Here is a 13,812-nt window from a genome sequence, read left to right on the forward strand (position 1 = left end):
CGAACAGGGCGGGCCCGGGTGGGTGCGGGAATCACAGTGTTCTGTAGTTTTTTTACAAAAAAGGCTCGTGGAGCATCAATCTCTCCCGTGAAATATGTAAAAATGTCGCGCAAACAAGTTCAGCTGAAGGGAGGTATTTCGTGGATCAGGACCAAAATGCTCCATTGAGAGAGGACGTTCGCCTGCTCGGCGAGGAGCTGGGTAGTGTGTTGCGCACTCAGGCGGGCAGCGCGCTGTATGACACCGTAGAGACCATTCGCCAGGTGGCTGTAGAGAGTCGCGGCCATGGGGAAATGCCTGTAGGAAAACTACGGGAGCTGCTGGATCCGCTGGATGACGAGACGCTGCTGGAGGTGGCGCGCGCTTTCAGCCAGTTTCTCAACCTCGCGAATATTGCCGAACAACGCCACCGCGAGCGCCTGCGCCGCCGTCACGAGCGCTTTCCCGGTGATCCGGATACCGACCGGGGCCTGCGCCAGGTACTGGCGGAATTGAAAAATGCCGATGTGAGCCAGGACCGAATCCGCCAGGTGCTTTCCGAGCTCTCCGTGGAGCTGGTGCTCACCGCGCATCCGACGGAGGTAACCCGTCGCACCCTGATCCGCAAGTACGACCAGATTGCCAACCTGCTCACCGAAATGGATCGTCCGGACACCACTCCGGAAGAGCAGGAGCATCTGCGCCGCCTGCTGCGCGAGCAGATCCTCTCCGCCTGGAGCACCGACGAAATCCGCCGTGAACGCCCGACCCCGGTGGATGAAGCCAAGTGGGGTTTCGCTACCATCGAGCAGTCCCTGTGGCAGGCGGTGCCGCAGGGTATGCGCGATATCGAGGAGGAGCTGGCGCTAGCCGGCATTGAGCCCTTGCCGGCGGACTGGGTGCCGGTGCGCTTTGCTTCCTGGATGGGTGGGGATCGCGATGGCAACCCCAATGTCACTTCAAAAGTGACCCGCCAGGTGTTGACCCTGGCGCGCTGGATGGCCGCGGACCTCTATCTGCGGGATGTGGAGAATCTGCTCGCCGACCTGTCCATGCATCGTGCCAGCGATGAGCTGCTGGCGCACACGGGCCCCAGCCAGGAACCCTACCGGCTGTTACTGCGCGAAGTGCGTGACCGCCTGCGCAACACCCGCGCGCTGATGGAAGCCCGGGTCAACGGCGGACTGGAGCCCGAGGGCGAGATCTACGCCAGCGGTCGCGAACTGTACGGCGAGCTGAGTCTGATCGACCGCTCCCTGCGCGAGGTGGGTCTCGGCGCCATTGCCGACGGCCAGTTGAAAGATACCCTGCGACGCCTCAACTGCTTCGGTATCACCCTGCTGAAGCTGGATGTGCGCCAGGAATCCACCCGCCACGCCAATGTGATCGACGCCATCACCCGTTATCTGGATCTCGGCAGTTACGCGAGCTGGGGCGAGAAGGTAAAGCAGAAGTTTTTGCTGGCGGAACTGGAAAGTCGCCGCCCGCTGGTCAATGGCGCCTTTTACCAAAGCGAATTCTGTACCGACGACGTGCGCGAGGTGCTCGACACCTGCAAGGTGATTGCCGAGCAGGGCCCCGAGGGGCTCGGCGCCTACGTCATTTCCATGGCGAGAACCTCGTCAGACGTGCTCGCGGTGATGCTGCTGCAGAAAATCGCCGGCGTGCGCGAGCCCATGCGTGTGGTGCCGCTGTTTGAGACCCTGGACGATCTCAATAGCGCCTTCGACACCATGAGTGCACTGCTGGAGATTCCGTTCTATCGCGAGCGCGTGAAGGCTGGCCAGGAAGTGATGATTGGCTATTCGGATTCCGCCAAGGACGCGGGGTTCCTCGGTGCGGCGTGGGCGCAGTTCCGTGCGCAGGAAGCGCTTACCGGCATTTTCCGTGAACACGGCATTCCCCTGACCCTGTTCCACGGCCGCGGCGGCTCCATTTCCCGCGGCGGATCGCCCACAAGGATGGCGCTGATGTCCCAGCCCCCTGGTTCGGTGGCCGGACGCATCCGCGTCACCGAGCAGGGCGAGATGATCCGCTTCAAATACGGTCGCCCGTCGGTCGCCGCCTACAATCTTGAACAGTATATGGCCGCAACCCTGGAGGCGACCCTGTTGCCGCCGGCGGAGCCGCGCCCGGAGTGGCGGGCGGAAATGGACCGCCTCACCCAGGCGTCTGTGCGCGCGTACCGCGAAGTGGTGCGCGACGACCCCGCGCTGGTGTCCTACCTGCGCACCGTTACCCCGGAAACCGAACTGAGCCGCCTGGCCCTCGGCAGCCGCCCGGCGCGGCGCAAACCCGGTGGCGGCGTGGAAACCCTGCGCGCCATTCCCTGGGTGTTTGCCTGGACGCAGATGCGCCTGATGCTGCCGGCCTGGCTCGGCACTGGTGCCGCCCTGGAAACCGGCCTGGAAAATGCGCCGGACACCCTGCGCGCCATGAGTGAGCAGTGGCCGTTCTTCCAGACCGTGGTGGACATGCTGGAGATGGTGCTGGCCAAGTCCGACACCCGCGTGGCCCTTTGGTACGAAGAGCGCCTGACGGATGACCCGGAATTGCAGCGTCTCGGTGTGGAGCTGCGCAGCCGCCTAGCGCGCACCGTCGCGGCCCTGAGCCAGCTGACCGGGCGCAGGGATTTGCTGGACAACAATCCGGTGATGCGCTGGTCCATCCGCGTGCGCGACCCCTACACCGATCCTCTACACCTGCTGCAGGCGGAGCTGATGGCGCGCCTGCGCACCCGCGAAGACGATCCCGTGCTGGAAAGTGCGTTGATGGTGACCATTGCGGGGATTGCCGCGGGAATGCGCAATACGGGCTAAGTTTCGTGTTACTGGATAGCCCGGTGGCGGTGTCGCTACCGGGTGCAGCCTTCTCGGAGATGGCGGACGTATCTGGAATTCGGACAATAAAAAAGGCCGACTCTTTCGAGTCGGCCTTTTTTGCGGATATGGTGCCCAGGAGAAGACTTGAACTTCCACGACCGTAAGGCCACTAGCACCTGAAGCTAGCGCGTCTACCAATTCCGCCACCTGGGCAAGTCAACGGTGTGCCCCGTTGAGGACGCGCACTATATTGATTTGCCCCCGGGGTGTCAACGCTTTTTGCGGCATGTTTTGCGACCGATTTTGTGACATTGGAATCCGCATTTCCACGCCACCGCGCCCGGGCAATAAATCCGGTCGGGAATTGGCCGCTAAATCGCTTATACTCGCGGCAATGTGCAACACATCATCGGTGGCCAGAGGCCGCTACTGGCATTCGCCACTCCAAAACCCCATCCAGCAGATGGCTGGATCGGACCGTTGCACCCACTCACACAACTGCGCTGGGCGCCTCCCGGGGCCGTGCAGACCGCGCGGTCAATCGCAGAACAATGGAAGCTGTTTTGAACCAAGACAAACCCGATCCCTCTGTTATCGCTGAAGATCCTCACGCGGATCGCGAGGCAGAAAAGTACGAAAAACCCATTCCCAGCCGCGAATTCCTGCTGGATCTGCTGGAGCAGCAACCCGGTCCGGTATCGTGGGAAGCGGTGGCAGACCTGCTCAGTCTCGACGACGAAGACCGCCGCGAAGGCGTGCGCCGCCGCCTCATCGCCATGAGCCGCGACGGCCAGATTGCCAGCAACCGCTCCGGTGACTTCGGCGTGCTCGACAAAATGAGCCTGGTGCGCGGCCGTGTCATCGGCCACCGCGATGGTTTCGGCTTCGTCTCTCCCGGTGACGGCAGCGATGACCTCTACCTCTCGCACCGCCAGATGCGCAAGGTGTTTGATGGCGACGAAGTGCTGGTGCGCGAGACCCCCGGCGGTTTCCGCGGCAAGCGCGAAGGCGCGGTGGTGCGTGTCATCAAGCACAACACGAAGCAGCTTGCCGGTCGCCTGTACCGGGAGGACGGCGTGTGCTTCGTGCGTCCGGATAACCCGCGCATCAACCTCGACATCATGGTCGCGGAAGGCAAGTGTGGCGAGGCCAAGAGCGGCCAGTACGTGGTGGTGGACATCACCCAGCAACCCGGGCGTGACCACCTGCCCCAGGGGGAGGTGAGTGAGGTGCTCGGCGACCATCTGGCGCCGGGTATGGAGATCGACGTCGCCATCCGCAATTACGGTATCCCCCACACGTGGCCCGCCGCGGTGCTGGCGCAGGTGGAGGGCATCGCCGACGAGGTGCTGGAAGAAGACAAGACGGCGCGCATCGACCTGCGCCAGCTGCCGCTTGTCACCATCGATGGCGAAGACGCGCGCGATTTCGACGACGCGGTGTTCTGCGAAGTACTGCCGGATGGCAACTGGAAGCTGCTGGTGGCCATCGCCGATGTCTCTCACTATGTAGAAGTTGGAACACCGCTGGATGTGGAAGCGCACCAGCGCGGCAATTCGGTGTATTTCCCGGATTTCGTGGTGCCGATGCTGCCGGAGAAACTCTCCAATGGCCTGTGTTCACTGAACCCGGAAGTGGATCGCCTGTGCATGGTGTGCGAGATGCGCATCGACGAGTCCGGCAATATCCTCGGCTACCAGTTCCTTGAAGGTGTGATGCGCAGTCACGCCCGCTTCACCTATACCCAGGTGGGCGAGCTGGTGGCGGAACGGGGTAACCGCGACAGTGGGCTGCGCAAGCAGTTTGCCGCACTCACCCCGCATATCGACAACCTGCACGACCTGTACAAGGCGCTGCGCAGTGCGCGCGATCGGCGCGGCGCCATCGACTTTGAAACTACCGAGACGCGGATCATTTTCGATGCCGCGCGCAAGATCGAGCGGATCGTGCCGGTTACCCGTAACGACGCGCACAAGATGATCGAGGAGTGCATGCTCGCCGCCAACGTGTGTGCGGCGGAGCTGATGGAGCTGGCGGAACTGCCGGCACTGTACCGCGTGCACGACATCCCCAAGCAGGAGCGTTTGGAGAATGTGCGGGAATATCTCGGTGAGCTGGGGCTGCGACTCGAAGGTGGCAGCGAGCCACAACCCAGCGACTATCAAACGCTGCTGCAGGAAGTGGAGGGCCGTCCGGATTTTCACATCATTCAGACCATGTTGCTGCGCTCCATGAACCAGGCGGTGTATCAGCCGGAAAATCGCGGCCACTTCGGTCTCGATTACCGCGCCTATGCCCACTTCACCTCGCCCATCCGCCGTTATCCCGACTTGCTTCTGCATCGGGGTTTGCGCTGGCTGATTCGCAATGGCAGCGCCAATCCTGCCGCAGTGGCGAAAAAGGTACGCCCGGCACCCGGCGCCCACGCGCTCACCCGCGAAGAAATCCTGCCCTACGGCCCGCCCGCCATGGCGGAGCTGGGTGAACACTGCTCGATGACCGAACGCCGCGCCGACGACGCCACCCGTGATGTGGTCAGCTGGCTCAAGTGCGAATACCTGCAGGACCATGTGGGCGAAGTGTTCCGCGGTGTGATCAGCGCGGTGACCGGCTTCGGACTGTTTGTGGAAATTGATGACCTGTATGTTGAGGGCCTGATCCACGTCACCGCCCTGCCCAAGGATTACTACCAGTTCGAGCAGGCGCAGCAGCGTCTTGTGGGTGAGCGCAGTGGTGTGCGTTTCCACCTCGGCGACGGCGTCACCGTGCAGGTGGCGAGGGTGGACCTGGAAGAGCGCAAAGTAGATTTCACCTTCGTTGAGCTGCATCCACGACCCAGTTATCAAAACCCCAAATACCGCAAGCCGAAGGCGGCGAAGAAAGATGTGAAAAAAGGCATGGAGAGTAAAGGCGCAGAAGTGTCGTCCGAAATACCCAGTGGCAAGCCGCATCCCACACCTAAGGCAAAAAAGTCCCACGGTGATGCGGGTGCCGAGTCCACCAGAGTTAGTGGCCGCGCGATGGAAATGGCGGTGGAGTTCCAGCAGGAGCGCAAGCGCAAGGGTAAATCCGATTTCAGTTCCGGTGCTGAAAAAAGCAGCCCCTGGGGTGCCGGTCTGAAGAAGAAAGCCGCCGTTGACGATACCGCGCGCCCGGTGCGCAAGCGCAAGGTGGGTAGTGACGAGGCGGAAGCCATTGCGCCAGCGCGGGAGAAGTCCGTTTGGAAATCATCCACAACGGAGCGGCCCGTGGAGAAAGAAAACGTGTGGGGTGCGTCATCTGAGGGCGCATATACAGCTGGTGATGCTGAGCCCGGCATCGATCAGGCGCATGAGGTCCCGAGAAAGAAACGTGGCCCCAGTAAAACGCCGACGCGCAAGGGCGGCAAGCGGCCCGCGGTCGCTGCTCGCAAGGCGGCACATAAGGCCGCCAAATCCGCGGTAGCGAAAAAGGCCGCGCAGAAAAAATCGGCAAAAAAGAAATCCGGCAAGAAGAAGTAATCAGTGGCACAGCAATTCGTCTACGGCCTGCACGCGGTGCAGGCCCTGTTGAAAAGCGCTCCCCAGCAGGTGCAGGAACTGCTGCTGTTGCGCGGGCGCAAAGATCAGAAACTGCAGAAAATCATCCGCCAGGCGGAACAGAACGAAATCGTTATCCGCTATGTGGATCGCCGCGCGCTGGATGAAAAGGTCGGCGACGATGGCAACCACCAGGGCGCCGTGGCCATCTGTGCCGGCGAAACCAAAGTCTATGACGAGCAGTTTCTGAAAACGCTGTTGCAACAGCTGGCGGACAAGGAGGAAACGCCGTTTCTGTTGATCCTTGATGGCGTCACCGATCCGCACAACCTGGGAGCCTGTCTGCGCTCTGCGGAGGCCGCCGGTGTGCATGCGGTTATCGCGCCCAAAGACAATGCCGCCGGTCTCACTCCTGTGGCAAGGAAGGTGGCCTGTGGTGCTGCGGAGGTACTGCCTTTCGTTCCTGTTACCAATCTTGCGCGCACCATGCAGATGCTGCAGCAGGCGGGTATCTGGATTTTTGGTACCGCCGGTGAGGCGCAACAGGATGTCTATCAGTCAGAACTCACCGGCCCCATCGCCATTGTCATGGGAGCCGAGGGGCCGGGAATGCGCCGCCTTACGCGGGAACACTGCGATCACCTGATCAAGATTCCTATGGCGGGTGAGGTCAGCAGTTTGAATGTATCGGTGGCGACAGGGGTGTGCCTGTTCGAGGCCGTGCGTCAGCGTTCGCGCTGAGGTTTTGATCGGTCAAAGGAAGAAAATGGAGGGGGCGTACCCGCCCCCCCTGCAGAGATATCCCGTTTGTTGTTCTTGGGTCCCTGTTGTTTATTGTTATTGTTTCTGGGTTATTTTCGCGACACTTCTATATGACGCCGGGCGTGACGAACCCCTCAATATAAAATTTCAGAAATCGGTGACTCCGGGTTCGGAGCCGGTCTTGTACAGGGCTGTGGTCTCAACCCGGTAGCTGGCCATAGAGCTGGTGCGCCGGGCGGTACATAACCCAGGACGTGAGGATGTATTTGTCTCCGGATACGGGCACGTTGCCGCGGTGGGTGTGGGTAAAACTGCAGGGCGACAGCAGCAGCCTTCCTGCGCGTGGCTGGATCCTGGTCTTTTGGTAGAAAAATTCGGTCTCCCCTCCCTCCTCGACATCGTTCAGAAACAGCAGCCAGAACAGCACCCTGTGCAGTGATTTCTGTTCCGGGTCGGTGGGGTGGGGAAAGTGTTCGGAATGCCAGTGGTGGTAGCCGCCGCTGTTCTGGCGGTAGTGCTGCATATTGATGCCGTCGAAACGGTAGAAGCTCGCCACCAGCTGTTTCAGCAGGGGCTCGTCGAGACCTTCGATATCCGTGGCCGCCAGCGTGCGCATGCCGGTCCCCGATGCATCGCGAACACTCGCTGATACAGCGCCGGTCAGCATATGTGGGTAACGGCGGCAGTAGCCGGTGAGGGCCTGGTACACCACGCTGTTGATATTGTGGCAGACGTCGCGCCATGCCTCGTGGCCGGACAGATACAGGTCGGAGCTCTCTTTTTTGGCGACATCCACCCCGGAACCCGTGCGGCCAGCGGACTTGTCGGGAGACTGCTGAAAGCGCTGGATGACCTGCGCGCAGTAATCCGCCGGTACGGCGTTGTCGAATTGGACAATCATCGGGTCCATGGTTCTCTCCCCTTACCTCAGGGCCCCTCAGTGAGTTTCTGAGTGCGTTGCTGCTGAAGGTGTGGGACGGACGGGAGCGCCGATGCCTCAATCGGGCCTGGGGGCTCCGGCGGCGTCCATCCAGGACTGCACTATATCCAATACCGGCTCCGGGTTCTTGATCCAGCTGAGGTGCGGGTTGCCGCTGGAGTAGGTGGCGGGAATCTGGCGTACCGCGCCGTCCACCAGTTCCGCGAGACGCCGGGTGGCGTTCAGCGGCGCGAAGGGATCGCGTTCAATACACAGATGCAGCGGTTTGTGTAACAGCTCCACGGTTTTGGGAAGCCGTCCCTCCGGCGTGAAGCGACCGCGGAGAATACCGCTGCCCCAGTCGCGCATCAGGGTCGCGGCTTCGCGCCCGCCAAACTGCAGCTGCTTGCCTGGAAAATAACCGAAAATTCGGGTGCTGGCGTGGGCGATGACCGCGGCGCCCACGACCGATATACGTTTCACGCCCCGCCAGCTGCGGCTGTCCAGGTGCCCGGCGGCCACGCTGACCACCTGGGCGTCACCGGTGAGCCCCGCGCGGGCGGCGAGGGTGAGGGTCTGGCCGCCGATACTGTGGCCGAGAAGGAGTGCCGGTTCCCGCCCGAACGCTTCCCGCACCGCCGCCAGAGCCTGGGGAATCCACGTAAATACCAGGTCGTTATAGCCGTAATCGGCGGTGCGACTCGGCTGCGGCTGGCTCTCCCCGGTGCCGGGCAGCTCGCAGATGGCCGTGTGGTAGCCGCGCGCCGCCAGGCTGTCCAGCAAGCGGGTGTATTTGATGGCGGGAACACCGAGTGCGGGCAGCACCAGCGCGAGAGGATGCTCTCCTCCCAAGCGGCGCATGGTCAGGGGAACGCGGAATTTCCCGAGCTGGAGGTGGTGTACGGTGGTGCTGGGCGTCTCGTTGGTCATGAACTGCGGTACCGGATGCATCTGCTGCCGGGACTATAAGAGGTGGGCCGGCGGTCGCCCATGACCAGAACGCTCCTCGCGGTGATCGGTTCGCACCAGGTGCCGCAGGCTGCGGGTTGCAGGCGCGGATCGCTCAACTTGCAACCAGTTGGGGAGGCGCATAGAATACGCCGCCCGCAACAGGCCCATCGCCGGTCTGGTTGCGTACTCCTTGCCTCACCGGGCAGCCGCTGCAATGAAGGTAGCGGCAAGCCAGGAGGCTGTTTTAACCCGTAAGGAGCAAAAATGCGTCATTACGAAATTGTATTCCTGGTTCACCCGGACCAGAGCGAGCAGGTTGCCGGTATGGTTGAGCGTTACACCGCGACCATCAAGGAAAGCGGTGGCAGCGTTCACCGTCTGGAAGACTGGGGCCGTCGCCGTCTGGCTTACCCGATCAACAAAATCCACAAGGCTCACTACATTCTGATGAATGTCGAGTGTACTGAAGAAGCGCTGGCGGAACTGACCACCAACTTCAAGTACAACGATGCGGTGCTGCGTAACCTGGTGATCCGTGAAGACGAAGCCATCACCGAAGAAAGCCCGATCCTGAAGGCTGAGAAAGAGTCCCGCGAGCGTAAAGCGGCTCGTGCCGAGCGTTCTGAGCGCCGCGAGCGCGCTGAGCGTGACGAAGACGATTCCTCCGACGGCGCTGATGATGATGCGTCCTCCGATGAATCCGAAGACGAAGAGTAAGGGGATAATCTGATGGCACGTTTTTTCCGTCGTCGTAAGTTCTGCCGTTTCACCGCTGAAGGCGTAAAGCGTATCGACTACAAAGATCTCGATACTCTGAAAGCCTACATCTCTGAAACCGGCAAAATCGTACCGAGCCGTATCACTGGCACCAAAGCCAAGTATCAGCGTCAGCTGGCCTCCGCGGTCAAGCGTGCGCGTTACATTGCGCTGCTGCCGTACACGGACAGCCACGAGGCTTAATTGCTTCGTACGTACTGTATTAACAGAGAAGCTATCTAGTGCGCGCCATCGCTGAATTTGCCATGCGATCGCGCGTGCGCGCGGTGATTCTTACCATGGTGGGAATCCCGTTGATCAGTCCCGCGGTGCTCGCGCTGGTGGGATTGCGCCGCGGCAGTGGTGACGGCCTGTTTGTTCTGGCCTGGGCTCTGCTGCCGCTGGTTGCCGCTGCTGGTGCCGGTTACATGACCCCGCTGATGGCGGGGCTGGCCATTACCCACTTTGTGGGCGTATTGGCCGGGGCGCTGGCGCTGCGCGCCACTCGCTCCTGGAGCTGGGCGCTGGTGGCGCTCACCGCTGCTTCGGCGCTCGGCATACTGGTGACCTCACAGGTGGCCGGTGGTGTTGTGGAGAGCCTGTCTCAGGCGATCATCGAGGCCGCGGGCGGGGCGCAGAACTCTGAGGCCCAGCAGCTCAGCAAGGCATTCGCCAGCGAGAGCCAGGCTACCGGGTACCTGAGTTGGGTATCTGTGATCAGCGCCGCACTGGCGCTGATTCTGGGGCGCTGGTGGCAGGCCATGCTGTACAACCCTGGCGGTCTGCGGGAGGAGTTGCACGCACTGCGCATGCCAGTCCCTGTTGCGGGTGCCGGTATGCTGTTGTGGATCTACTGCCTCGTGAATGAACACCTGGTGTTCTGGGGTGCGGTAGCGGCCTTCCCGATGATGGTGGCGGGCATCTGCCTGATCCACTGGCTGGTGGCCCGCAAGGGCTGGGGGCGCGGACCATTGATCGCCATGTACATCACACTGGTGATTGCCGCACTGCCATTGGCCGGGTTCCTGTGTGGACTGGCACTGATCGATAGCTGGATTGATATTCGCGCACGCTCTGGCAATAACCGCTGAGCGGCGCACAAGAACTGAAACTGAGGGTTCCGAGATGGAAGTTATTCTGCTCGACAAAGTAGGCAAACTGGGCAAAGTGGGCGACCGCGTTGAAGTCAAAGCCGGTTTTGGCCGTAACTACCTGCTGCCTACCGGCAAAGCCATTCTGGCCAACGCAGCGAATATCGCTGAGTTCGAAGCCAAGCGCGCTGAGCTGGAAGCTGCGGCCGCGGCCAAACTGGGCTCCGCGGAAGAGCGCGCTGCCAAGCTGGCTGAACTGACCGTTACCATCGCCGCCAACGCTGGCGACGAAGGCAAACTGTTCGGCTCCATCGGCACGCGCGACATCGCCGAAGCGATCACCGCTGCCGGCGTTGAAGTCAGCAAGGCCGAAGTGAAGCTGCCGGAAGGTGCGCTGCGCGAAGTGGGCGAGTTCGATGTTGACGTACAGCTGCACTCCGACGTGATTGCCACCGTCAAGGTTGTTGTAGTCGCCGAATAAGCGATTGCCATGATCCTGTGCGTTCGCCGCTGATGGCAGTGTCCGTTGGCGGTCGAGCCGCGCTACAATCGGGCGCTGGATTCTCTCTGCTGGTTTTAACCGGCCGTGAGGATGCAGCGCCCGATTTGTTTTGTGCTTGGAATAATTGTCTATACCGCCGATGAACGAATACGCCCCGCCCACAGAGGCAACCCAGGATTCCCAGGCCAGTTCCCCGCTACCGCACTCGGTGGAAGCAGAGCAGTCGGTACTCGGCGGCCTGATGCTGGATGCCAGCCGCCTGGATGCGGTGGCGGAGCAGCTGAGTGAGTCGGACTTCTTTGTCGCCAGTCATCGCACTATTTTTGCGGTGATGCTGCAGCTCGCCGGCGGCGAGCAGCCTCTGGATATCGTCACCCTTGCAGAGGGCCTCGCCAGCCGCGACCTGCTGGCGAGCGTGGGCGGCCCGGCCTACCTCGCCGAACTCGCGGAAAACACCCCATCCACGGCCAACATCGTTGCTTACGCCAAGATTGTGCGCGAGCGCTCGATGCTGCGCCAGTTGATCGCCGCCGCGGGTGAGATCAGTCGCACCAGTTTCAATCCCGGTGGCCTGAGTTCTATCGACCTGCTGCAGATGGCAGAGCGCCGGGTCACGGAAATCGCTGAGGGGCGTGCCAAAGAGGGCGGGTTCGTCGGTGTCGATGCGCTGCTGAAAAAGACCGTCGAACGCATCGACGAGCTGTTCAAGTCCGAGGGTGATCTCACCGGCCTCAGTACCGGGCTCACCGAACTGGACCAGCGCACTTCCGGCTGGCAGCCGGGCGAGCTGATCATCCTCGCGGCGCGTCCCTCCATGGGCAAGACCGCGCTGGCGCTGAACTTCGTCGAGGCGGCCATGCTGAGCCAGGAAAAGCCGACGATGGTGTTCAGTATGGAGATGCCGTCGGACAGCCTGGTAATGCGGATGTTGTCTTCCATCGGCAAGATCGATCAGGGCCGTATCCGCAACGGCAAGTTGCAGGAGGAGGACTGGCCGAAGCTGTCGAGCGCGGTGCAGAAGATGAAGGGCAAGGGGCTGTACATCGACGACACACCGGGTCTGTCTCCCAGTGAGGTGCGGGCTCGGGTGAAACGTACGGTGCGGGATCACACCAACAAGCTGATGCAGGCGGACCCGAAGCTGTCGCGTGAGGAGGCGGAGCGCCGGGCGATGCCGGCGATGATTATGGTGGATTACCTGCAGTTGATGCAGGTGAAGGGCAGTACCGAGGGCCGTACCCAGGAGATTTCCGAGATTTCGCGCTCGTTGAAGGGGCTGGCGAAGGAGTACGAGTGCCCGGTGATCGCGCTGTCGCAGCTGAACCGGGGGGTGGAGCAGCGCCCGAACAAGCGGCCGATGAACTCGGATTTGCGGGAATCGGGGGCGATCGAGCAGGATGCGGATGTGATCCTGTTTATCTACCGGGATGAGTATTACAACGAGGACAGCCCGGACAAGGGCATTGCCGAGTTGATTATCGGCAAGCAGCGTAACGGTGAGATCGGTACCTGTCGTGCGGCGTTTGTGGGCAAGTACACGCGGTTTGATGATCTGGCGCCTGAGTACTATCAGGGCGAGTAATTTTAGAGTTCAGTGATTGCTGGTCCTTGAGAGCTCGTGGCGGCACTGCACCGGGTGGGGCTTTTCAGGACCGAGCTAGGCGCCCCCCTGTGAATACATCCCTGTACGCTTCGTCGGCAACGTCCCTGTTGCCGACGATCCTGAAAATCCCCACCCGGCACATTGCCTTCAATTCGGGCCTCCGTGCTCCGTAAGCGACTTAGTTGGCCGCTTACTCAGGGAAAAATCTCAATCGGCGTGCCGGTATCCACCATCGCCCAGATCTCGTCCATTTCCGGATTGGTCACCGCGATACAGCCGTCGGTCCAGTTCATCTTGGTCAGGTATTTTTCGATTCCTTTCCAGTGCGGCTTTTGGCCGTGGATCATAATGGAGCCGCCAGGGTTCTTGCCGAGTTTGGCCGCGCGCGCGCGGTCGGCAGCATTCGGGTAAGAGACCTGAATGGCGCGGTAGTAGGTGCTGTTTTTCTTTTTCCAGTTGAGGGTATAGCGCCCCTCAGGGGTGCGTGAGTCACCCGCGTACTGTTTGTGGCCCACTGGGTTTTTGCCGAAAACCACCTTGTAGCTCTTCACTACCTTGCCGTTGCGCTTAAGTTGCATCAGATGCTTGGACTTGTAGACCACAACTTCGTCAACAGGCTTTATCTTGGCAAGTGCCAGGGTTGGCAACAGCAGCAGGGTAATCAGGCTCAGTTTCAGGTATCGCATGGCTCTCATCGGTAGTGGTGACATTCCGGGGCGTAACAATCAGCATCCGTGCTCTCGCACTTCCACATCCCTGACCAGGCGGGGAGTTCTGGGCGAAATACATCGCCATGGTGGAAAGCAATGTGGTTGCGCGGTGCGACTTGGTGACGCAAAAGCATCATGACAGCGCTGTCCTTGACTGCCAGCCCGGACTAGGTCCGGGAAGTTTATTAGGCAATTATCC

Annotated in this window: 11 protein-coding genes and 1 tRNA gene; 8 read left to right on the plus strand and 4 right to left on the minus strand. The window is 61.2% G+C overall.

Annotated elements, in window-relative coordinates:
- Positions 1-140 precede the first annotated feature (140 nt).
- Positions 141-2,798: a phosphoenolpyruvate carboxylase gene (ppc, locus tag C3938_RS09120; RefSeq protein ID WP_105102830.1), complete on the plus strand. Its 2,658-nt coding sequence runs from the start codon at positions 141-143 to the stop codon at positions 2,796-2,798.
- 129 nt (positions 2,799-2,927) lie between these two features.
- Here ppc and C3938_RS09125 read toward each other — a convergent pair.
- Positions 2,928-3,014, minus strand: a tRNA-Leu gene (locus tag C3938_RS09125).
- Positions 3,015-3,352: 338 nt separating this feature from the next.
- Here C3938_RS09125 and rnr point away from each other — a divergent pair.
- Both rnr and rlmB read left to right on the plus strand, forming a co-directional pair.
- Complete coding sequence (gene rnr, locus C3938_RS09130; RefSeq protein ID WP_105102831.1) at positions 3,353-6,301, plus strand: ribonuclease R; 2,949 nt, start codon at positions 3,353-3,355, stop codon at positions 6,299-6,301.
- Between the two features lie 3 nt (positions 6,302-6,304).
- Positions 6,305-7,060, plus strand: coding sequence for a 23S rRNA (guanosine(2251)-2'-O)-methyltransferase RlmB (gene rlmB, locus C3938_RS09135; protein WP_105102832.1), 756 nt, complete (start codon positions 6,305-6,307; stop codon positions 7,058-7,060).
- A gap of 220 nt (positions 7,061-7,280) precedes the next feature.
- On the opposite strand, the gene C3938_RS09140 is transcribed toward rlmB, so the two are convergent.
- Both C3938_RS09140 and C3938_RS09145 read right to left on the minus strand, forming a co-directional pair.
- Positions 7,281-7,991, minus strand: coding sequence for a 2OG-Fe(II) oxygenase (locus C3938_RS09140; RefSeq protein ID WP_105102833.1), 711 nt, complete (start codon positions 7,989-7,991; stop codon positions 7,281-7,283).
- Between the two features lie 87 nt (positions 7,992-8,078).
- Positions 8,079-8,930 carry an alpha/beta fold hydrolase gene (locus tag C3938_RS09145; RefSeq protein ID WP_158681622.1) on the minus strand — a complete coding sequence of 284 codons (852 nt, stop codon included), beginning with the start codon at positions 8,928-8,930 and terminating at the stop codon, positions 8,079-8,081.
- Positions 8,931-9,215: 285 nt separating this feature from the next.
- Here C3938_RS09145 and rpsF point away from each other — a divergent pair, with 285 nt between their 5' ends.
- From rpsF to dnaB, 5 genes are all read left to right on the plus strand, one after another.
- The gene (gene rpsF, locus C3938_RS09150; RefSeq protein ID WP_105102835.1) at positions 9,216-9,668 is read left to right on the plus strand and encodes a 30S ribosomal protein S6; all 453 of its coding nucleotides are present in this window, start codon (positions 9,216-9,218) and stop codon (positions 9,666-9,668) included.
- Between the two features lie 12 nt (positions 9,669-9,680).
- Entirely contained in the window at positions 9,681-9,911 is a 231-nt protein-coding gene (gene rpsR, locus C3938_RS09155) for a 30S ribosomal protein S18 (protein WP_105102836.1), read from the plus strand.
- 62 nt (positions 9,912-9,973) lie between these two features.
- Positions 9,974-10,798: a hypothetical protein gene (locus C3938_RS09160; RefSeq protein WP_233998733.1), complete on the plus strand. Its 825-nt coding sequence runs from the start codon at positions 9,974-9,976 to the stop codon at positions 10,796-10,798.
- 34 nt (positions 10,799-10,832) lie between these two features.
- The gene (gene rplI / locus C3938_RS09165; RefSeq protein WP_105102838.1) at positions 10,833-11,279 is read left to right on the plus strand and encodes a 50S ribosomal protein L9; all 447 of its coding nucleotides are present in this window, start codon (positions 10,833-10,835) and stop codon (positions 11,277-11,279) included.
- A gap of 160 nt (positions 11,280-11,439) precedes the next feature.
- Positions 11,440-12,882: a replicative DNA helicase gene (dnaB, locus tag C3938_RS09170; RefSeq protein WP_105102839.1), complete on the plus strand. Its 1,443-nt coding sequence runs from the start codon at positions 11,440-11,442 to the stop codon at positions 12,880-12,882.
- A gap of 215 nt (positions 12,883-13,097) precedes the next feature.
- Here dnaB and C3938_RS09175 read toward each other — a convergent pair whose 3' ends face one another.
- Complete coding sequence (locus tag C3938_RS09175; RefSeq protein ID WP_105102840.1) at positions 13,098-13,589, minus strand: L,D-transpeptidase family protein; 492 nt, start codon at positions 13,587-13,589, stop codon at positions 13,098-13,100.
- Positions 13,590-13,812 lie beyond the last annotated feature (223 nt).

The organism is Microbulbifer pacificus (genome assembly GCF_002959965.1).
Classification (GTDB): domain Bacteria; phylum Pseudomonadota; class Gammaproteobacteria; order Pseudomonadales; family Cellvibrionaceae; genus Microbulbifer; species Microbulbifer pacificus_A.

Bases quoted from the DNA above. Each gene is read 5' to 3' on its own strand.
- rnr (WP_105102831.1), top strand. From the start codon at position 3,353: ATGGAAGCTGTTTTGAACCAAGACAAACCCGATCCCTCTGTTATCGCT.
- C3938_RS09140 (WP_105102833.1), bottom strand. From the start codon at position 7,991: ATGGACCCGATGATTGTCCAATTCGACAACGCCGTACCGGCGGATTAC.
- C3938_RS09145 (WP_158681622.1), bottom strand. From the start codon at position 8,930: ATGACCAACGAGACGCCCAGCACCACCGTACACCACCTCCAGCTCGGG.
- rpsF (WP_105102835.1), top strand. From the start codon at position 9,216: ATGCGTCATTACGAAATTGTATTCCTGGTTCACCCGGACCAGAGCGAG.
- rpsR (WP_105102836.1), top strand. From the start codon at position 9,681: ATGGCACGTTTTTTCCGTCGTCGTAAGTTCTGCCGTTTCACCGCTGAA.
- C3938_RS09160 (WP_233998733.1), top strand. From the start codon at position 9,974: ATGCGATCGCGCGTGCGCGCGGTGATTCTTACCATGGTGGGAATCCCG.
- rplI (WP_105102838.1), top strand. From the start codon at position 10,833: ATGGAAGTTATTCTGCTCGACAAAGTAGGCAAACTGGGCAAAGTGGGC.
- dnaB (WP_105102839.1), top strand. From the start codon at position 11,440: ATGAACGAATACGCCCCGCCCACAGAGGCAACCCAGGATTCCCAGGCC.
- C3938_RS09175 (WP_105102840.1), bottom strand. From the start codon at position 13,589: ATGCGATACCTGAAACTGAGCCTGATTACCCTGCTGCTGTTGCCAACC.